19 protein-coding genes are annotated in these 17,944 nt (G+C 69.0%); 10 read left to right on the forward strand and 9 right to left on the reverse strand.

What is annotated here, in order from left to right; genetic code table 11:
- Nucleotides 1-16 precede the first annotated feature (16 nt).
- Nucleotides 17-673: an SDR family oxidoreductase gene (locus ACIA8G_RS29510; RefSeq protein WP_396421948.1), complete on the forward strand. Its 657-nt coding sequence runs from the start codon at nt 17-19 to the stop codon at nt 671-673.
- Between the two features lie 138 nt (nt 674-811).
- Nucleotides 812-2,275 (forward strand): multicopper oxidase family protein, encoded by a 1,464-nt coding sequence (locus tag ACIA8G_RS29515; RefSeq protein ID WP_396421949.1) that lies wholly within the window; start codon nt 812-814, stop codon nt 2,273-2,275.
- A gap of 22 nt (nt 2,276-2,297) precedes the next feature.
- Here ACIA8G_RS29515 and ACIA8G_RS29520 read toward each other — a convergent pair whose 3' ends face one another.
- Together ACIA8G_RS29520 and ACIA8G_RS29525 are read right to left on the reverse strand one after the other, a co-directional pair.
- A complete protein-coding gene (locus ACIA8G_RS29520; protein ID WP_396421950.1) occupies nt 2,298-2,882 on the reverse strand; it encodes a dihydrofolate reductase family protein in 585 nt (194 codons plus the stop codon).
- An 86-nt stretch (nt 2,883-2,968) separates the two neighbouring features.
- Nucleotides 2,969-3,649: a DUF2848 domain-containing protein gene (locus tag ACIA8G_RS29525; protein ID WP_396421951.1), complete on the reverse strand. Its 681-nt coding sequence runs from the start codon at nt 3,647-3,649 to the stop codon at nt 2,969-2,971.
- A gap of 46 nt (nt 3,650-3,695) precedes the next feature.
- Between ACIA8G_RS29525 and ACIA8G_RS29530 the strand changes: the two genes are divergently transcribed.
- A complete protein-coding gene (locus ACIA8G_RS29530; RefSeq protein WP_396421952.1) occupies nt 3,696-5,036 on the forward strand; it encodes an MFS transporter in 1,341 nt (446 codons plus the stop codon).
- Here ACIA8G_RS29530 and ACIA8G_RS29535 read toward each other — a convergent pair.
- Complete coding sequence (locus ACIA8G_RS29535; RefSeq protein ID WP_396421953.1) at nt 4,997-5,614, reverse strand: GntR family transcriptional regulator; 618 nt, start codon at nt 5,612-5,614, stop codon at nt 4,997-4,999. The two genes, ACIA8G_RS29530 and ACIA8G_RS29535, sit on opposite strands and share 40 nt — an antisense overlap.
- A gap of 40 nt (nt 5,615-5,654) precedes the next feature.
- Here ACIA8G_RS29535 and ACIA8G_RS29540 point away from each other — a divergent pair, with 40 nt between their 5' ends.
- Nucleotides 5,655-6,434: a carbon-nitrogen hydrolase family protein gene (locus ACIA8G_RS29540; protein WP_396422348.1), complete on the forward strand. Its 780-nt coding sequence runs from the start codon at nt 5,655-5,657 to the stop codon at nt 6,432-6,434.
- On the forward strand, nt 6,434-6,775 hold the full coding sequence (locus ACIA8G_RS29545; protein WP_396421954.1) for a cupin domain-containing protein: 342 nt from the start codon (nt 6,434-6,436) through the stop codon (nt 6,773-6,775). The genes ACIA8G_RS29540 and ACIA8G_RS29545 overlap by 1 nt, the downstream gene beginning before the upstream one ends.
- Before the next feature lie 32 nt (nt 6,776-6,807).
- On the opposite strand, the gene ACIA8G_RS29550 is transcribed toward ACIA8G_RS29545, so the two are convergent.
- On the reverse strand, nt 6,808-7,710 hold the full coding sequence (locus ACIA8G_RS29550) for an ornithine cyclodeaminase family protein (RefSeq protein WP_396421955.1): 903 nt from the start codon (nt 7,708-7,710) through the stop codon (nt 6,808-6,810).
- A 90-nt stretch (nt 7,711-7,800) separates the two neighbouring features.
- Here ACIA8G_RS29550 and ACIA8G_RS29555 point away from each other — a divergent pair, with 90 nt between their 5' ends.
- Nucleotides 7,801-8,001, forward strand: coding sequence for a hypothetical protein (locus ACIA8G_RS29555; protein ID WP_396421956.1), 201 nt, complete (start codon nt 7,801-7,803; stop codon nt 7,999-8,001).
- Nucleotides 8,002-8,099: 98 nt separating this feature from the next.
- Here the strand turns inward: ACIA8G_RS29555 and ACIA8G_RS29560 are convergent, their stop codons facing one another.
- The 3 genes from ACIA8G_RS29560 to ACIA8G_RS29570 all read right to left on the reverse strand — a co-directional run bounded on the left by ACIA8G_RS29560 (nt 8,100) and on the right by ACIA8G_RS29570 (nt 11,554).
- A complete protein-coding gene (locus ACIA8G_RS29560) occupies nt 8,100-9,125 on the reverse strand; it encodes a hemolysin family protein (protein WP_396421957.1) in 1,026 nt (341 codons plus the stop codon).
- Nucleotides 9,122-10,432 (reverse strand): hemolysin family protein, encoded by a 1,311-nt coding sequence (locus ACIA8G_RS29565; RefSeq protein WP_396421958.1) that lies wholly within the window; start codon nt 10,430-10,432, stop codon nt 9,122-9,124. Before ACIA8G_RS29565 ends, ACIA8G_RS29560 begins: the two co-directional genes overlap by 4 nt.
- Before the next feature lie 105 nt (nt 10,433-10,537).
- Nucleotides 10,538-11,554, reverse strand: a complete 1,017-nt coding sequence (locus ACIA8G_RS29570) for a LacI family DNA-binding transcriptional regulator (protein WP_396421959.1) — start codon at nt 11,552-11,554, stop codon at nt 10,538-10,540.
- Between the two features lie 146 nt (nt 11,555-11,700).
- On the opposite strand from ACIA8G_RS29570, the gene ACIA8G_RS29575 reads away from it, so the two are divergent.
- From ACIA8G_RS29575 to ACIA8G_RS29585, 3 genes are read left to right on the forward strand one after another with little or no spacing between them, the layout of a single operon-like run.
- A complete protein-coding gene (locus tag ACIA8G_RS29575) occupies nt 11,701-12,843 on the forward strand; it encodes a Gfo/Idh/MocA family protein (RefSeq protein WP_396421960.1) in 1,143 nt (380 codons plus the stop codon).
- On the forward strand, nt 12,836-13,855 hold the full coding sequence (locus ACIA8G_RS29580; protein WP_396421961.1) for a dihydrodipicolinate synthase family protein: 1,020 nt from the start codon (nt 12,836-12,838) through the stop codon (nt 13,853-13,855). Before ACIA8G_RS29575 ends, ACIA8G_RS29580 begins: the two co-directional genes overlap by 8 nt.
- Nucleotides 13,837-14,643 (forward strand): sugar phosphate isomerase/epimerase family protein, encoded by an 807-nt coding sequence (locus ACIA8G_RS29585; RefSeq protein ID WP_396422349.1) that lies wholly within the window; start codon nt 13,837-13,839, stop codon nt 14,641-14,643. The genes ACIA8G_RS29580 and ACIA8G_RS29585 overlap by 19 nt, the downstream gene beginning before the upstream one ends.
- Nucleotides 14,644-14,768: 125 nt before the next feature.
- Here ACIA8G_RS29585 and ACIA8G_RS29590 read toward each other — a convergent pair whose 3' ends face one another.
- Complete coding sequence (locus ACIA8G_RS29590; protein WP_396421962.1) at nt 14,769-15,803, reverse strand: serine hydrolase; 1,035 nt, start codon at nt 15,801-15,803, stop codon at nt 14,769-14,771.
- Between the two features lie 53 nt (nt 15,804-15,856).
- On the opposite strand from ACIA8G_RS29590, the gene ACIA8G_RS29595 reads away from it, so the two are divergent.
- On the forward strand, nt 15,857-16,537 hold the full coding sequence (locus ACIA8G_RS29595) for an SDR family oxidoreductase (RefSeq protein WP_396421963.1): 681 nt from the start codon (nt 15,857-15,859) through the stop codon (nt 16,535-16,537).
- Between the two features lie 3 nt (nt 16,538-16,540).
- Here the strand turns inward: ACIA8G_RS29595 and ACIA8G_RS29600 are convergent, their stop codons facing one another.
- A complete protein-coding gene (locus ACIA8G_RS29600) occupies nt 16,541-17,920 on the reverse strand; it encodes an FAD-binding oxidoreductase (protein WP_396421964.1) in 1,380 nt (459 codons plus the stop codon).
- Nucleotides 17,921-17,944 lie beyond the last annotated feature (24 nt).

The following is a 17,944-nucleotide window of genomic DNA, read 5'->3' on the forward strand; positions in this document are numbered from 1 at the left end:
AACTTAGGAGGTAGCGATGGACTTCAGCGGCGCAGTGGTGCTGGTGACGGGTGCCAACCGGGGTCTTGGCCGCGAGTTCGCCCGCGAGCTGGTGAAGCGCGGAGCGAAGGTCTACGCCGGCGCGCGCAATCCGGCGTCCGTTGTGGACGAAGGAGTCATTCCGGTTCGGTTGGACGTAACCGACGATGCGTCCGTCGCGGCGGCGGCGAAGGAACTCGGTGACGTGTCGATCGTCATCAACAACGCCGGCGTGCTCGTCGCGGGCGAGGATGTTGACAGCATCAAGGCAGAATTCGAGGTCAACTTCTACGGGCTCGTTCGCACGACCGACGCGTTCGCACCCATTCTGAAAACCAATGGCGGCGGCGTGCTCGTCAACGTGCTGAGCATCCTCTCGTTCGTCGGCCGGGCGGCATGGCGCGGTTACGCGGCTTCCAAGGCGGCGGGCTGGTCGTTGACCAAGTCGACGCGGGAAGCGTTGCAGGAACAGGGAACTCACGTCATTGCGGTACACGCCGGTTTCATCGACACCGACATGACGACGGGCGTCGACGCACCGAAGATCACGACCGAGTCCGTCGTTTCCCAAGTGCTGCAAGCGATTCAGAATGGTGATGACGAAGTGCTCGCTGATGAGCGAACCCGTTCGGTGAAAGCTCAACTGGCCTTTTGAGACAGTCGCTCTGCATATCCGAGCAGAACTCGGAACTAGGTGTTGCCCCTGAGCGCCCGGCGTAGGTTCCGCCGCATCCAACCGTTGCGGGAGCGTTCTCATTGTGCGCGTCCGCTTGGGGCGCTTAGGGGAACAGCGATGCTCAACAGACGAGGTGTGCTCGCCGCCGGGGGAATCGCCGCAGGTGTGTTCGGCGTGCCGAAGCTGCTCGTACCGGCCGAGGGGCATGAGAACTCGACGCACGGTAAGCACCCGGTCACGTATCAAGAGTCGAAATCCTTTTCAGGCCCCAAACCGGTGGTCGTGCCGTGGGCACGGCCGATGCCCGTGCCGCCCGTGCTGCGCCCGCTGGTGTCCACGCCGAAGCAGGAGATCTACGAGCTCTCGATCGACGACACGACCGCCGAGATCCTGCCCGGCCTGCAGTCGCCGGTGCTGGGTTTCGGCGGCCAGTTCATCGGCCCGACGATCAGGGCCAAGACGGGTCGCAAGACGCTGATCATGTTCCGCAACAACCTCAAGGAGGGCGCCAACGTCCACCTCCACGGCGGTCACGTGCCGCCAGAGCACGATGGTCACCCGAAGGACATCATTGCGCCCGGCCGCACCCGCCTCTACCTCTACCCGAACACCCAGCAGGGCACGACCCTCTGGTACCACGACCACAGCCACGGCACGGAGGCCCAGCACGTCTACTTAGGACTGCACGGCACCTACATCATCGAGGACGACTCCGAGCGCGGGCTTGGGCTGCCCACCGGCGCCTACGACGTTCCGATCATGCTGCGCGACATCCACTTCGACGACAGCGGCAACATCGTGGTCTTCGACGACCCGGCGAAGCGCACCACCGTGCTGGCCAACGGCATTCCGAAGCCCTACTTCGAGGTCGCCGCCCGCAAGTACCGCTTCCGGCTGGTCAACACGGCGAACCAGCGCCTCTTCAAGCTCAAGCTCACCGGCGACAAGTTCACCCACATCGGCTCCGACGGCGGCCTTTTCGGCGAGTCGAAGGTGGCGGCGGAGCTGACCCTGTCCTCAGCCGAGCGCGCCGACGTCGTCATCGACTTCTCGAAGTACCCGGTCGGCTCGAAGGTCGTCCTGACCGACGACGTGGCGGGCGAGATCCTGCGCTTCGACGTCGTCCGCCGCGCCTCCGACTCGAGCCGCGTGCCCGCCGTCCTGCGCCCGCTTCCCGCGCTGCCACTCTCCACAGTGGACCGCGAGATCGACCTGGCGTTCCTCTTCAAACCCAACCAGCGCCCCGACGGCCTCATCAACGGCAAGGTCTTCGACATGGACCGCGTCGACATCACCGTCAAACGCGGCGCCACCGAGACCTGGCTCATCAAGAGCTCCGACCCCGTCGGCGTCAAGCACAACTTCCACCTGCACCTGGTCCAGTTCCGCGTGCTGGAGCGCAACGGCGGCCCGCCCCTGCCCAGTGACCTGGGCCTCAAGGACACCGTCCCGATCATGGGCGGGGAGACGGTGAAGTTGCAGGCGACCTTCACCGGCTACACCGGCCGCTACGTCTACCACTGCCACTTCCTCGAACACTCGTGGATCGGGATGATGGCGCAGATGGAGATCGTGCCCTAGAAGGTGGTGCGGGGTCTGGCTCTCAGGCCCCGTACTTCACCGCGTACCGCAGGTGCGTGACCGAGGTGCTCTCGATGATCGAGAGCGGTCCCTCCAGCTCGTAACCCTTGCCGGGCGCGAAGAACGGCGTGCCTCCGCCGAGGATCACCGGCACGAGGTCGAGCAGGATCTCGTCCACCAGGCCGGCGTCGATGGCCTGGCGGGCGATCTCGCCGGAGTTCAGGCCGACGCCCTTGCCGCCCGCCTTCGCCTTGGCGATCTCGATCGCCTTCTCGATGCCTTCGCTGCAGAACGTGAAGTGCTCGTTGTCCTCCAACGGCCGGTGCGTCAACACGACCGTGTGCACGCCCATCGGGTGCTGCCCGTCCCAGCCGTTGGTGAAGTCGTAGAGCTTGCGCCCCACCACCAACGCGCCGGTCGCCTGGATCATCCCGCCGAAGTAGGCGGCGCTGGCGGGCGTGAGATGGGACGTCATCGTGCCCGTCGGCATCGTGAACTTCACGTCGCCCGCCTCGTACCAGCGGAACAGCTTGTCGAAGCCGGAGAAGTCCGGACCGGAGACGTAGCCGTCGATCGAGGTGCTCGCGCCCGTGTAGACCTTGCCCATTTTCGGTGCCTCCCTGTGTGCGTCCGTCACCTGTAGGTCGAACCGGCGACGCGGATTTCGACAGGCCCCAGGAGTCACATACCGGCTCAGCCGATGGGCTCGGGCAGCCTCGTCACCTCGTAGGCGCACTCGATGATGTCGCCGGTGGCCGGGTCACGCAGCTCGACGCGCCACTTCGACGCGAACTGCTCCACGCCGTGGTGCATCGGGATGGTGCCGGACAGCAGCACGGTGCCGGGCTTGAGCAGGCCGAGGTCGCGCAGCCGGTCCACCCAGTACTGCGGGGTGAGGAGCTCGGCCAGGGTGCCGCGCTGGATCTCCACACCGTCGGCCCACGCGGTCAGCTCGATCTCGTCGATCCGCTCGGCCACGTCCGACAGCCGCCACGCCTTGCGACCCAGCACGTCCGGGCCCGCGTTCTTGCTCCACGCGACGCCGTGCACCTCCAGCGCGCGGTCGGTGTGGTCGCACGCGACGGTCAGCAGGACGTCTGTACCGGTCACGACCAGCGCCCATTCGGCTTCACCGGACGTCCGGCCGTGCTGGGCGGGCACGGTCGACGTCTGCTGCGCGAGGTACGGCGAGACCGGGTAGAGGCTCGGCGTCACGGACGGCGCCGGTACGCCCAGTTCGGCGAGTTCGCGCACGTGAGCGGCCACGTCGTCCTGGCTGCGACCGGCGTAGCCGCCGTTCAGCAAGGTCGTCACGGCCACCTCGGCGACGGTGCCGTCGGGGAGGTCGAAAGCCAGTGTGCAATCGGTAGACATGCGGTACTCCTTGCGCATACGAGTTGTATACAGGCAGTATTACCGCATGCCGACAGACACAGCAAGGACAGGTGCATCACCGGGCGTGCCCCGTTCGGCCCTGGTACGGGCCTTTGTGGCATCGCTCTCCGGTACCGCGCTCGAGTGGTACGACTTCGCGATTTACAACGTCGCCGCCGCCGTGGTGCTCGGCCCGTTGTTCTTCCCCAGCTCCGAACCGCTCACCGCGACGCTGCTCGCGTTCTCGACGTACGCGGTCGGCTACCTGTCGCGGCCGCTCGGCGGGTTCCTGTTCGGCCGGCTCGGCGACAAGATCGGGCGCAAACGCGTGCTCGTCACGACGTTGCTGATCACGGGTATCGCGACGCTGCTCATCGGTCTGTTGCCGACGCACGCCGCGATCGGTCCCGCGGCCGGTGTGCTGCTCGTGGTGCTGCGGTTCGCGCAGGGCGTCGGGCTCGGCGGTGAGTGGGGCGGCGCCGTGCTGCTGTCCAGCGAGTACGGCAATCCGAAGCAACGAGGTTTCTGGGCGTCGGCCGCTCAGATCGGCCCGCCCGCCGGCAACCTGATGGCGAACGGTGTGCTCGCGCTGCTCGGTGTGGCGTTGTCCGACGAGGCGTTCATGTCGTGGGGCTGGCGCGTCGCGTTCCTGCTGTCCGCGGTGCTCGTGATCTTCGGCCTGTGGATCCGGGTGAAGCTGGAGGAGACCCCGGTCTTCAAGGCGATCGAGGAGCGCGGCGACCGCCCGGTCGCGCCGATCAGCGAGGTGTTCCGCACGCAGACCCGGCCGCTGGTCGCCGCGGTGCTCAGCCGTGTCGGTCCGGACGTGTTGTACGCGCTGCACACCGTGTTCGTGCTGACCTACCTCACGACGGTCCTGAAGCTGCCGCGCAACGTCGGCCTCATCGCGGTGCTGATCGCCTCCGGGTTCCAGCTGTTCCTGATGCCGCTGGCCGGCTGGGTGTCCGACCGGGTGAACCGGCGCGGTCTCTACGCGACGGCCGCGGTGTGCGGCGCGGTGTGGCCGTTCGCGCTGTTCCCGCTGATCGACACCGGTTCACGGGTGCTGATCGTGCTCGGAGTCGTTGTGGGACTTGCGTTCCACGCGTTCATGTACGGGCCGCAGGCGGCGTTCATCTCGGAGCAGTTCACCGAACGCCTGCGCTACACGGGCAGCTCGCTCGCCTACACGCTGGCCGGCGTGATCGGCGGCGCGGTGGCGCCGCTGCTGTTCACCGCGCTGCTGGCCGCGTTCGACACGTGGGTGATCGTCGGCCTCTACGTCAGCCTGGCGTGCGTCGTGACGCTGATCGGTCTGCGCCTGGGCCGCGATCCGGAACCGGAGGATCAGCCGCTGAGCAAGACCTTCAGCGTGGTGTCCAAGTGAGCGGTGATCGCCGCGGTGGCCGCGCCGACGTCCCCGGACTCGAGCGCGGCCACGATCGCGTTGTGCTCGTCGATGACGGCTTGCTGCCGGCCGTGCACCCGGTACAGCGCGACCACACCCGCGCGCACCTGCCGTGCGCGCAACCCCTCGTAGGTCTTCGTCAACAGCTCGTTGCCCGTCGCCGCGACCAACAGCGCGTGGAACTGCCGGTCGACGTCGATGAACTGCCGCGCGTCCTCGACCAGCCACCGCTGCTCTTCGATCAGCTCCTGCATACGCCGCAACGGCACCGTGCCCTCGGACATCGTGCGTTCGGCGGCATACCGCTCAACGACGCCACGCAGCTCCATCAGCTCAGTGATCTGCCGCGACGACAACGGCGCGACGTACGCACCCTTCTTCGGTACGAGCTGCACGAGGTCTTCGGCCGCAAGCAGCAGCAACGCCTCACGAATCGGCGTGCGGGAGACGCCGATCTGGTTGGCGATGTCCTGCTCGCTGATGAACCGCCCCTGCATCTCGGGGTCGGCGAGGATCGTGTCCTTGAGGAACTCGTACGCCTTTTCCCTGCCAGACAAGCTGTCTGCGCCCTGCATACAACATGTATACCAGAGGAGGATCATGCGTATCGCGCTGTGTCAGATCAGCTCCACCGCTGACCCGCAGGAAAATCTCGCCCTGCTCCGCGCCCAGGTGGCAACCGCGGCCGCCGAGGGCGCGCGAATCGTACAGTTCCCGGAAGCCACCCAGTGCCGCTTCGGCGTCCCCCTGACCCCGATGGCCGAACCGCTCGACGGCCCGTGGGCCACCGCGGTCCGCGAGATCGCCGACGAACACGATGTCGTCGTAGTAGCCGGCATGTTCACCCCGGGCGAGGCGGGCCGGGTCACGAACACGACCCTCGTCACCGGCGCCGGCCTGCACCTCGGCTACGCCAAGATCCACCTCTTCGACGCCTTCGGCTTCCGCGAGTCCGACTCGGTGACCCCCGGCGACAAGCCGGTGACCTTCGAGGTGGACGGCACCACCCTCGGCCTGGCCACGTGCTACGACGTGCGCTTCCCCGAACTCTTCCGCGCCCTCGCCGACACCGCCCCGGTCATCCTGCTCGGCGCCTCCTGGGGCGCGGGCCCCGGCAAGGCCGACCAGTGGGACCTCCTGGTCCGCGCCCGAGCCCTGGACGCGACCTCCTGGGTCCTGGCCTGCGGCCAAGCCGACCCCGACGCCGACTACGGTTCCGCCCCAACAGGAATCGGCCGCAGCGCCGTGGTGGACCCGCTCGGCACCGTCCGCGCGCGGCTGGGCGGGGCACCGGGCATGCTGCTGTCCGATGTGGACGTTGCAGCGGTCGAGGAGGCCCGCCGCACGTTGCCCGTGCTGGCGAACCGGAGGTTGTGATGCGCGAAGAACACGAGTTCTTCCCGGTCGACTCGGTCGAGTGGCGCCCGGCGGCCCCCGGCGTCACCGAACGAGTCCTCAGCCGTGACCCGGACACCTCGACCCTGACCCGAATCGCCCGCTGGGCACCGGGCCTGGAGACGTCAGAGGTGATCCGCCACGACTACCACGAGGAGGTCTACCTGCTGGAAGGCGACCTGACCGACCTGACCCTCGGCCAGACCTTCCACGCAGGGCACTTCGCCAGCCGCCGGCCCGGAATGCCCCACGGTCCATATCGGACAGACAGCGGTTGCGTCATGCTGGAGATCCGCACCGCGCCTCGTCCAGCAGGTGCGTGACCCTTCCGATCGAGGTGCCGGCCTGCCCGTGGTCAGGTCTGCTGCGGCCGGCTCATTCCCACGTCGAACACCGCAGGCCGACGGCGGGACGCGTTGCGGTACACGTGCCACGCGATCACCAGGTCCTGCATCGGCAACCCGGCCGGGCTGTACACGGTGACCTGATCGGCGCTGGTCCGCCCGGGGTGCTCGCCGCGCAACACCTCGCCGATCGCGGCGTCCGCGGGAACGTGCGCGAGTTCCGGATCGTCGACCACGACCAGCGCGCCTGCCAGCAGCGCGGGTGCCAGCTCGACCTTGCCGGGCTCGTCGGCGCCGAGGCTCGTGACGTGGGTGCCGGGCGGAACCTGGTGCAACACCGGCGTCCTCGACCAGGTGGCCATCAGGACGATCGCTCCGGTGCCGGAAGGGCCAGCGGCCGACGTTGTGATGCCGAGGCCCTCCGCCCACGCCGAGAACCGCTCCTCCGCCGCGGGGTCCGTGTCCCGGATCTGGACGGAGTCGATCGGCCGGAGTGCGGCCAGCGCCTCCAGCTGGGCGCGGCCCTGGGCTCCGGCGCCGATCACCGTCACGTGGCGGGCGCCGGGGTCGGCCAGCAGATGGGCTCCCAGGGCACCGCCGAGGCCGGTGCGCAGCGCGGTGAGCCGGGCGCTGTCGATCAGCGCCAGCAGGTCGCCGGTCGCCAGGTCGTGCAGGCAGATCACGCCGGTGATGGCGGGGGAGCGGTTCGGGTTCTTGGCATGCACCTTCACCGTGTACGCGGGGATGGTCGGGGCGAGGCCCGGCAGCAGCACCATGGCCGTGATGTCCGGGGTCACCTGCGCGCGCACCCGCTGGCCCGACCCCGTCGGACCGGCCCGCAACGCCGCCGTCAGTTCGTCGGCCAGGCGAGGCAGATCGATCACGACGTCGTCCGCTCCGAGCACGATCGTCATGTCACATCCCGTTCCACGGTCCGGCACTGTAGCCAAACAGGCATGGCCGGACCGGAGGGATCATGCCAAGGTCGCACCACGGCCAGCGCTTTGATCATCGACTTCGGCGGCGTCCTCAGCACCCCCTTCGACGACTCCGCACGCGCGTTCTGCCTACGCGAAGGCCTAGAACCAGACGCCCTGCGCACAACACTTCAGGCCAACGCACAACTGGTCCAAGACGTGGAAAGCGGCAAAGCCACCCAGCAAGGCTTCAACAACGTCATCGCCGCAGCAGAGTCGCCGTGCTGACGAACTCCCTGGGCACTGGAACCGGCCAGCGCCCTGGGCATGACCACCGTGCACGCGACGAGCCCGGAGGTCACGATCAAGGCGCTGGCCGAGTACTTCTAGACCCAGCGCACGTGCGTGCCGTCCCGCACCGTGCCCACGTACTCCTCCAACAGGTCCTCCAGCGCGACCACGCCGAGCAGCGAACCATCGGCGCCCACGGCCCTGGCCAGGTGCGACTGGGCCCGGCGCAACGCCGCCAGAGCCTCGTCCAGCCGGGCGTCGGCGGGCACCTCTGGCAACCCACGCACCCGGTCGCGCGGTACCAAAGTTGCCGCGCCCTCCAGGTCCAGCACGTCCTTGACGTGCAGATACCCGATCAGGCCGGTGGGCGACAGGACCGGGAACCGCGAGAAGCCGGTGGTCGCGACAGCCGCCTCCATCTCACCCACGGTCGGTGAGGCGGACACGGTCGTCAGCCGATCCAACGGCACCAGGACGTCGGCCACCGTGCGCGCGGTGGAGGACAACGTCTGTGCCAGGCGGCGGTGCTCGGAGTCCTCCAGCAAACCCTCGGAGCGGGACTGGCCGATCAGCAGGGCCAGCTCGTCCGGGGTGTAGGCGGACTCGAGCTCGTCCACCTGCTCGACGCCGAACCGGCGCAGCACCCAGCGGCCGACGGCGGTGAACAACGCCAACACGGGCGCGATCATGCGTGAGAACCCGTAGTGCACCGGCACCAGCCACACGGCGGCCCGTTCGGGGCCGGCGATGGCCAGGTTCTTCGGCACCATCTCGCCGAGGATCGTGTGCAGGGCTACGACGATGACCAACGCCACCGCGAACGCCACGCCGTGCACCACGGCCAACGGCAGGCCCACGGCGCTGAGGGGGCCCTCCAGCACTCCTGCCAACGCGGGTTCGGCGATCGCGCCCAGGCCCAGTGAGCACAGGGTGATGCCCAGCTGGGCACCCGCGATCAGCAGTGGCAGCTCCTGCGAGGCCTTGATCGCTGTGCGGGCTCGCGCGGAACCCTTGTCCGCCAAGGCTTCCAGGCGGTCCCGGCGTGCGGTGATCACCGCGAACTCGGCACCGACGAAGAAGGCGTTGCCAGCCAACAGCAAAGCTACGACCAGGAAGTTCATGAGGTCGACACCACCCGCAGCTCGGCCACGCGGTGCCGGTCCATCCGCATGACGGTCACCCGCCAGCCGTCCACCCGGATCTCGTCGCCGACGTCGGGAATCCGTCCCAGTCTGGCGAGCACCAGGCCGGCCAGCGTTTCGTAGTCGCCCTCCGGCATGTGGAACCCGGTCGCCTCGGCCACCTCGTCGTCGCGCAGGAGGCCGGACACGAGCCAGCTGTCCTTGCCGAGCGAACGGACGGGTGCCGCCTCGCCGCGGTCGTGCTCGTCGCGCACGTCGCCGACGATCTCTTCGACCACGTCCTCGAGCGTGACCAGGCCGGCTGTGCCGCCGTATTCGTCCACGACCAGCGCCGACTGCAGGCCGGAGGCTCGCAGCCGGTCGAGCAGCGCGTCGCCCTCGAGGGTTTCCGGCACGGAGTAGACCGGCCGCGTCAACGCCGACAGCGGGGTCGAGGCGCGCAGGGTCGACGGCACCGCGAAGGCCTGCTTCACGTGCACCATCCCGCGCACCTCGTCCAGCGACCCGTCGTGCACCGGGAAGCGCGAGAACCCGGTGTTGCGGGCCTTCATGACCAGGTCGGCGACCGTCGCGTCGGCTCGCAGCGCCTCGACCCGCACGCGCGGCGTCATCAGCTCGCCGGCGGTGCGGTCGCCGAACCGCAGCGAGCGGTCCAGCAGCACCGCGGTGCTCTGGTCCAGCGTGCCGTGTTCGGCCGACGTCCGGACCAGGGCGCCGAGCTCCTCCGGCGAACGGGCGGACGCCAGCTCCTCGACCGGTTCGACGCCGAAGCGCCGGACCAGCCAGTTCGCCGAGTCGTTCATCCCGTTGATCAGCCAGCGGAACACGTTCGAGAACCCGGCCTGGAGCCCGACCACCAGCCGGGCGGTTTCCAGCGGCTTCGCGATCGCCAGGTTCTTCGGCACCAGCTCGCCGAACACCATCGACAACGCCGTGGCGATCGCCAGCGCCAGGGCCAGCGACAGGCCACCGGCCACCGTCGGCGGCACGCCCAGCCCGGTCAGGCCGGGCTCGATCAGCGAGGCGATCGCGGGCTCAGCGATGTAGCCGGTGATCAGCGTGGTCAGCGTGATGGCGAGCTGGGCGCCGGAGAGCTGGAACGAGAGAGAGCGGTGCGCACGGTCGATGACCCGCGCCTTCGTGTCGCCCACCTCGGCGACGTGGCGCTCGACGGTGCTGCGTTCCAGCGCGGTCAGCGAGAACTCCGCCGCCACCGCGATGAAGGTGCCCGCGGTCAGCGCCACGACGGCGAGCAGACCGAGCACGCTCAACAGGATTCCGGTCACCTACGCGCTCCAGAAGAACGGGTGACCGGGTTGGTATGCCAGCCGGGGCCAGTACCCACGGGGACGGCTCAACTCCTCTAACTCAACTTGGACAGCAAGATGAGTCTAATTGTGAGCAGTGCTGGCCCGGAGCACCACCTCGCCGGCAACCCGGACGGTGCGTGCCTCGTCACCACCCGCGTCCAGCACGAGACCTGCGGCGATCTCGCCCATGTGCTCCAGCGGCAACCGCACGGTCGACAGCGCCGGCACCGTGTCGCGCAGGGTCGGGATGTCGTCGAACCCGGCGATGGACATGTCCTCCGGCACCCGCACACCACGCTCGCGCAGCGCCGCCATCGCGCCCATCGCCATCACGTCGGTCACGGCGAACACGCAGGTGGTGCGCGTTTTCGAGCCCAGCAGCTCCATCGCGGCCGCATACCCGCCGTCACGGGTGAACGCCCCGTTGATCACCACGGGCGGTGCGATCCCGGCGTCGGCGAGACCCGCCTTGAACCCGGCCAGCCGGTCGCGGGCGACCACCAGTTCGGAAGGTCCACCCAGAACGGCGAACTTCTTGTGCCCGAGTTCGGCCAGTGCGCGGGCCAGCGCCCGGGCTCCCGCCCGGTTGCCCGGGACGACCGTGTCGGTGCCGAGCTTCGCCTGCGACACGCACGCGACACGCCCACCCTGCTCGGTGAACGCGTCGATCTCCGCGGCCAGCCGGGCCTGCGAGGCGCGGTCGGTCGTGCGCGAACCGGCCAGCACGACCGCGCGGGCCCGATGCGCGCGCAGCGTGGAGAGCAGCTCCACCTCACGCTCCGGCCGGCGCCCGGTCGTCCCGAGCACGACGACGAGCCCGGCCTCCTCTGCCACCCGCGTCACGCCCGCGGCGATGCACGAGAAGTACGGGTCGGTGATGTCGTGGACCACCAGCCCGACGAGCGAGCTCGAGTTGCGGGCGAGTGCCTGCGCGGAGGCGTTCGGCACGTAGCCGAGCTGCTCGGCGGTGCGCAGGACGCGGTCGCTCAGGTCCTCGCTCACCTGCCGCGTGCTGCCGTTGAGCACGCGAGAGGCGGTCGCCAGCGACACTCCCGCCTGCTTCGCCACCTCGGCGAGCGTCACCTGTCGCGCGGACACGACCACCTCCGTCAACGTGCATGTGAGCGCTGAGACTAACTCGCGAGGAGGTTGACGGCCGTCAAGCACCGCGATTAGCGTGGCGGGAAAGCGCTTTCCTGCGCTGTTTCCAGGGTTGTTCACAGACCTGATTCCAGGGAGGTGCGATGGCGGTTCGGACCATCGGGGTCGCGGTCAACGGCGTCACCGGGCGGATGGGATACCGCCAGCACCTGGTCCGTTCCCTGCTGCCGTTGCGCGACGAGGGCGTGCGGTTGCCGGACGGCACGGTGCTGAAGGTGGAGCCGGTCCTGGTGGGCCGCAACGCCGACAAGCTCAAGGAGATCGCCGAACGCCACGACCTCGCGCGCTGGACCACCGACCTCGACGCGGCGCTGGCCGACCCGGCGGTGGAGATCTACTTCGACTCGCAGGTCACGTCCAAGCACGTCGAGTCGATCACCAAGGCCCTGGAGGCCGGCAAGCACGTCTACACCGAGAAGCCGGTCAGCGAGACCGTCGAGGAGGCGCTGCAGCTCGCGCGGCTCGCCGACGAGAGGGGCCTCAGGCACGGCGTCGTGGCCGACAAGCTCTACCTGCCCGGCATCCGCAAGCTGAAGCGGCTGATCGACGGCGGCTTCTTCGGCCGGATCCTGAGCGTGCGCGGCGAGTTCGGCTACTGGGTCTTCGAGGGCGACTGGCAGGCCGCGCAGCGCCCGAGCTGGAACTACCGGCTCGCGGACGGCGGCGGCATCGTCTCGGACATGTTCTGCCACTGGAGCTACCTGCTGCACAACCTCTTCGGCCGGGTCGAGGCGGTCACCGCGAAGGCCGTGACGCACATTCCAGCCCGCTGGGACGAGCAGGGCACCGAGTACGCGGCGACCGCGGACGACGCGGCGTACGGAATCTTCGAGATCGCGGGTGGTGTCATCGCCCAGATCAACTCGTCCTGGTGCGTCCGGGTGCGCCGCGACGAGCTCGTCGAGTTCCAAGTAGACGGCACCGAGGGGAGTGCGGTCGCGGGGCTGCGCGATTGTTTCGTGCAGCCCCGCGCCGTCACGCCGAAACCGGTCTGGAACCCGGATCTCCCCGTCACGCACCCGTTCCGCGACCAGTGGCAGCAGGTGCCGGACAACGAGGAGTTCGGCAACGGCTTCAAGGTGCAGTGGGAGGAGTTCCTGCGGCACGTCTACCAGGGCACACCGTTCCCGCACGACTTCCGCGCCGGGGCCAGGGGAGTCTCGCTCGCGGCGGCCGGGCTGCTGTCCTCTTCGGAGGGTCGCCGGGTGGAGATCCCTGATGTCTGAACGTGTTGTGTTCGCCGCGGCCCACGTCGTGGCGAAGGACGAGCGCACGGTCGACTGGGATGCCACGCTCGCGTTCCGGCACCACCTCTGGTCGCACGGGCTGGGTGTCGCGGAGGCGATGGACACCGCGCAGCGCGGCATGGGCCTCGACTGGCCCACCGCGGCCGAGCTGATCCGCCGCAGCGCCGGGGAGAAGGCCGGGCGGATCTGCGCGGGTGTCGCCACCGACCACCTGACCGGTGAGGTGGGCCTCGACGACGTGGTGAAGGCCTACTCCGAGCAGCTCGACGTCGTGCAGGAGGCGGGCGCACAGCCGGTGCTCATGTGCTCGCGGCAGCTCGCGGCGGTCGCGAAGAGCCCGGAGGACTACGCCGAGGTCTACGGCACGCTGCTCGACCGCGTCAGCGAACCGGTGGTCCTGCACTGGCTCGGCACGGCGTTCGACCCGGCGCTGCGGGGCTACTGGGGTGCCACCGACACCGCCGCCGCCACGGACAACTTCCTGGCGATCATCGCCGAGCGCCCGGACAAGGTCGACGGGGTGAAGGTGTCGCTGCTCGACGCCGACCACGAGATCGACCTGCGGCGCCGGCTCCCGGCCGGCGTGCGCTGCTACACCGGTGACGACTTCAACTACCCGGAGCTGATCGCGGGCGACTCGGAGGGCCACAGCGACGCGTTGCTCGGCATCTTCGACCCGATCGCGCCGGTGGCCGCGAAGGCGTTGAAGAAGCTCGCCGAGGGCGACATCGACGGGTTTCACCGGATCATCGGGCCAACGGTCCCGTTGTCGCGTCACCTGTTCAGCGTGCCGACCTACTACTACAAGACCGGAGTGGTGTTCCTGGCGTGGCTCGCGGGCCACCAGGAACGGTTCGTGCTGCTCGACGGCCTGCAATCCGCGCGCAGCGTCGAGCACCTGGCCGAGGCGAAGCGGCTCGCGGAGATCGCCGGCGTGCTCGACCCGGAGTTCGCGGAGAGGCGGTGGCAGCAGTGGCTCGCCTCTCGCTGAACCAGGCCACCATCAAGCGCGCGACCGTCGTCGAGGCGGTCGAAGGCTGTGCCCGCCACGGCATCGAGTCGATCGGCCTGTGGCGCGAACCGGTCGCGGACCACGGCCTGGAACGCACCGCGAAGCTCGTCGCGGACGCGGGTCTGCGCGTGTCGTCGTTGTGCCGCGGCGGGTTCCTGACGGCGGTCGACAACCGGGCGGCGCTGGACGACAACCGCCGCGCGATCGACGAAGCGGCGGCGTTGCGGACCGGCACGCTGGTGATGGTCGTCGGGGGAGTCGCGGGCGACAAGGATCTGGTCGGCGCACGTCAACGCGTCGCGGACGCCATCGCGGAGTTGTCGGTGTACGCGGGGGAAGCGGGCGTGACGCTGGCTCTGGAACCCATGCACCCGGTGTTCTGTGCCGACCGCGGCGTGCTGTCGACGCTCGCGCAGGCCCTGGATCTCGCCGAGAAACACCGGTCGGTGGGCGTCGTCGTCGATGCCCTGCACGTCTGGTGGGACCCGGATCTCGACGCGCAGATCGCTCGCGCGGGTTCGCTCATCGCGTCGTACCAGGTGTGCGACTGGCTCACGCCGGTGCCGGCGGACGTGTTGCTGGGCCGCGGTTATCCCGGCGATGGCGACATCAATCTGGACCGTCTGACCAGGCATGTTGCCGCGACGGGCTACTCAGGTGACATCGAGGTGGAGATCTTCAACGCCGGCATTTGGGCGGCGGAATTCGATGAGGTGATCAAAGAGGTTTCGCGGCGGTACCACTCCATTGTGGAACCGGCGCTCTAGCGAACAACTGTGTGACCAACGCGGGAAGCCGGTCGTCGACGGCGGCGACGACCGACCCCGGCGTTGGTACGTGTATATCTGAGAACCGGAGCCCGGTGGTCCCGTTTTCAGATAAATCTCAGGAATCAGCCGCCGTTGACGAACCTGTAAACCTTTGCAAGGTGTTTCGGCTTCGTGGTCGTGATCTTGATGACGGCGTCGAACATGGACCGGCCGAGCTCCGCGCGGGCCGCGACGGCCGGGTGCGTGGTGCTGAAGTCGGCGTCGTTGAGCGCCTTGTCACCGTCGAACTGACCGGAGGCGAACATCGAGTAGATGAGGATCGCCCGGTTGTCCTCGCTGAACATGATCCCGGCCTCGTTGCGGCCGTCCTCGAACCAGCCGGCCTTCGTCGCGACGCGCAGCCGCTCGTTGGTCGTCAGCTTGAGCCGCACGCCGTCGGTGAAGCTCGCCGTCGCGCGCAGGATGTTCAGCAGGTACGCCGTCGACGCCGCGGACAGCAGCTGGCCGTCGACCAGCTTCTGCAGCAGCGTGTGCATCTCGCGCGCCGTCGTGGTGCCGAGGAAGAACCGGTTCGGGTTCGCGACCGGCACGACCTGCGTGTGCACGAAGCCCTTGTCCTTGAGGATCTGGTTGATCTCCAGGGCCGGCGCGACCAGGCCGCACAGGCGGACCGCGGTGTTGTCCGAGACGGTGAGCAGGTTCGCCAGCGCGTGGCCGACCGTCACCTTGCTCGGGTACGCGCCGTCGAGCGCGAAGATGCCGTCGGTGTCCTGGATGACGATCGCCGCGGTGACCTCGACCTGGTCGGTGAGTTTGATCAGCCCGCGGTCGACCTTGTCCAGCACGGCGACGGCGACGGCGACCTTGTTGACGCTGTAGGCCTCGACGACCTTGTCAGCGGTCTCGTCGACGGCGGCTTTGGTGTTGCCGTCGAGGTCGGCGACCGTGATCAGCGACGACCAGCTGCCGCGCGCCTTGCGGACCTGCCTGCGGTAGACCTGCGCCACGCGCTTGCGTGACCTGTCGGCGGTGGTCGGAGAGCGTTCGATCTCGACCTCCGCCTCTTCCTGAGCGTGGGCGGCACCGTTGGAGCCGAGCACGGCCGTCGCGGCCGCGACGGTTCCCAGCCCGAACACGGACCTGCGGTTCAAAGTCATGCGCAACATCAAAACAGGCGGCACTGACATCTCTCTGACTAGGGTTCCGTTACATGGAAAACGTCTTCGTGGTGACCGGTGCCTCCCGCGGTATCGGGGCAGCGACCGCAGCGCTCGCCCTCGATGCGGGGTATCGAGTCGTGAGGGCTTCGCGCTCGGCCGAAGAATCTGTCGGAGACCGCGGGTGGGACGCGAAATGTGACGTTTCCTCATGGGATTCCGTGCAGGACCTGATGACCCGAGTGGAATCCCGCTGGGGTCGCATCGACGTGGTTTTCGCGAACGCCGGCGTCTCGGTCGACACTTCGTTCACCACTTCTTCGGGCGCCAAGCCGTCGGAATGGACGGACATGGTCGTGACGAACGTGTGCGGCCCGGCGTTCACGGCGCGCGCGGCGATGCCCGCTTTGGTCCGGTCCGGTGGGCATCTGGTGCTGACCGGGTCGGCGGCCGGGCGCGGGGTCCGGCCGGGGAATCTGTACTCGGCGACGAAGTGGGCGGTGACCGGGCTGGCGCAGGCTATTCGGGCCGAGGCTGTGGGGACCGGGGTGCGGGTCACGGTGGTGCAGCCTGGGCTCGTCGACACGGACGCCATCCCGGCGTCCCGGGCCGACGATCCCAAGCTGGCGCCGGAGGACGTGGGCAGGGCGGTGCTTTACGCCGTCTCGCAACCGTCCACGGTGGACGTGAACGAGATCCTGATCCGGCCCACCGGTCAGGCCGCTCACCGCTGAGCCTCAGGTGGTGACCGCGGGCTTCGCGGGCACGATGTTGTGCCAGAGGTTGAACGCGTTGCCGGGGTCGAACTCAGCCTTGATCGCGGCGAGCCGGTCGTAGTTCTCCCGGCCGTAACCGGCCACGACGCGGTCGGCGCCCTCGTCGCCGATGAAGTTGAGGTAGACCGCGCCCGTGGTCCACGGCGCGAGCACGTCACGCAGGTGGTGCGCCCAGTCCCGCGCCCGCTGGTCGTCCGCGGGGTCCTCCCACAGTCCCAGCGGGTGCGCGATCCAGGGCGTGTCGCGGTTGGCCATCGGCCACTCGGCCGCGTTGCGGGCGACCGCGCCGCCCCACGGGAGCAAGGCGTGCTGGGAGGGCGACGGGCTGATCATCTTTTCGGCGGCGGCGCAGAACTCGTGCACAGCCTCGTCCGGCAACGACCGCAGGTACTCGGCGGACCAGTAGTTCCGGAAGCCGGGCGGATCGTCCAACATGGACTGGAGGTCGGCGTAGGGGATGTCGGTCAGCACAAGTGCGCGCGGTTCCAGCGCCGCCAGCGGGGCGATCAGGCTCTCCAGTTCCGCGGCGTTGCCCATGTACGTGACGAGAACGCCGCAGCAGAGCTTGCCGACGAGCTCGGCGGGCACGAAGTCCTCCGGCGGCCCGGTCAGGTAGATGGCGCCGCCGCCCGTCTCGTCCGGCGCGGTGTCGACGAAGTCGCGGTAGGCGCGGGTCGCGGCTTCGCCGTCCTCGGCGGGCCACAGCATGAGCGCGAAGGAGAACTCCGGCAGCGGGTGCAGCCGGAACGTGAACGACGTGGCCACCCCGAAGTTGCCGCCACCGCCGTGCAACGCCCAGAACAGGTCGGGGTGCTCGGTCTCGCTAGCGGTCACCATCCTGCCGTCGGCGAGCACGAGGTCGACGGCGAGCAGGTTGTCGCACGCCAGCCCGCACTTGCGCTCGAGCCAGCCGGACCCGCCGCCGAGGGTCAGCCCGGCGACGCCCGTGGTGGAGACCCTGCCTCCGGTCGTGGCGGCGCCGAAGGGTTGCGCGGCCCGGTCGAACGCGCTCCACGTGGCTCCGCCGCCCACCACGGCGCTGCGCGCGTCGGGCGAGATCGAGACGGCGTTCATCCGGCGCATGTCCAGCACCAGGCCGTCCTGCACGAGGCTCGCGCCCGCCACGCTGTGGCCGCCGCTGCGCACCGCCACCGGCATCCCGGCACGCTGGGCGAAAGCGAGTGCTTCGCGTACGTCGGCGGTGTTCTCGCATTGGGCGATCACCGCCGGTCTCGTCTCGACGGCGCTGTTGAACACGGCTCGCGCGCCCTCGTACGCCTCGTCGTGCGGGGTGAGCAGGGTTCCGGAGAACGCGTCGTGCAGGCTCCCTAGGTCTGTCATGGCTGAACCTCCCTGAGTGCTGAG

Source organism: Lentzea sp. NPDC051213, from assembly GCF_044455585.1.
In the GTDB taxonomy this organism is placed as follows: Bacteria; Actinomycetota; Actinomycetes; order Mycobacteriales; family Pseudonocardiaceae; genus Lentzea.

Coding starts and splice junctions, on each gene's coding strand:
- ACIA8G_RS29510 (WP_396421948.1), top strand. CDS start 17: ATGGACTTCAGCGGCGCAGTGGTGCTGGTGACGGGTGCCAACCGGGGT.
- ACIA8G_RS29515 (WP_396421949.1), top strand. CDS start 812: ATGCTCAACAGACGAGGTGTGCTCGCCGCCGGGGGAATCGCCGCAGGT.
- ACIA8G_RS29520 (WP_396421950.1), bottom strand. CDS start 2,882: ATGGGCAAGGTCTACACGGGCGCGAGCACCTCGATCGACGGCTACGTC.
- ACIA8G_RS29525 (WP_396421951.1), bottom strand. CDS start 3,649: ATGTCTACCGATTGCACACTGGCTTTCGACCTCCCCGACGGCACCGTC.
- ACIA8G_RS29530 (WP_396421952.1), top strand. CDS start 3,696: ATGCCGACAGACACAGCAAGGACAGGTGCATCACCGGGCGTGCCCCGT.
- ACIA8G_RS29545 (WP_396421954.1), top strand. CDS start 6,434: ATGCGCGAAGAACACGAGTTCTTCCCGGTCGACTCGGTCGAGTGGCGC.
- ACIA8G_RS29550 (WP_396421955.1), bottom strand. CDS start 7,710: ATGACGATCGTGCTCGGAGCGGACGACGTCGTGATCGATCTGCCTCGC.
- ACIA8G_RS29560 (WP_396421957.1), bottom strand. CDS start 9,125: ATGAACTTCCTGGTCGTAGCTTTGCTGTTGGCTGGCAACGCCTTCTTC.
- ACIA8G_RS29575 (WP_396421960.1), top strand. CDS start 11,701: ATGGCGGTTCGGACCATCGGGGTCGCGGTCAACGGCGTCACCGGGCGG.
- ACIA8G_RS29580 (WP_396421961.1), top strand. CDS start 12,836: ATGTCTGAACGTGTTGTGTTCGCCGCGGCCCACGTCGTGGCGAAGGAC.
- ACIA8G_RS29590 (WP_396421962.1), bottom strand. CDS start 15,803: ATGACTTTGAACCGCAGGTCCGTGTTCGGGCTGGGAACCGTCGCGGCC.
- ACIA8G_RS29595 (WP_396421963.1), top strand. CDS start 15,857: ATGGAAAACGTCTTCGTGGTGACCGGTGCCTCCCGCGGTATCGGGGCA.
- ACIA8G_RS29600 (WP_396421964.1), bottom strand. CDS start 17,920: ATGACAGACCTAGGGAGCCTGCACGACGCGTTCTCCGGAACCCTGCTC.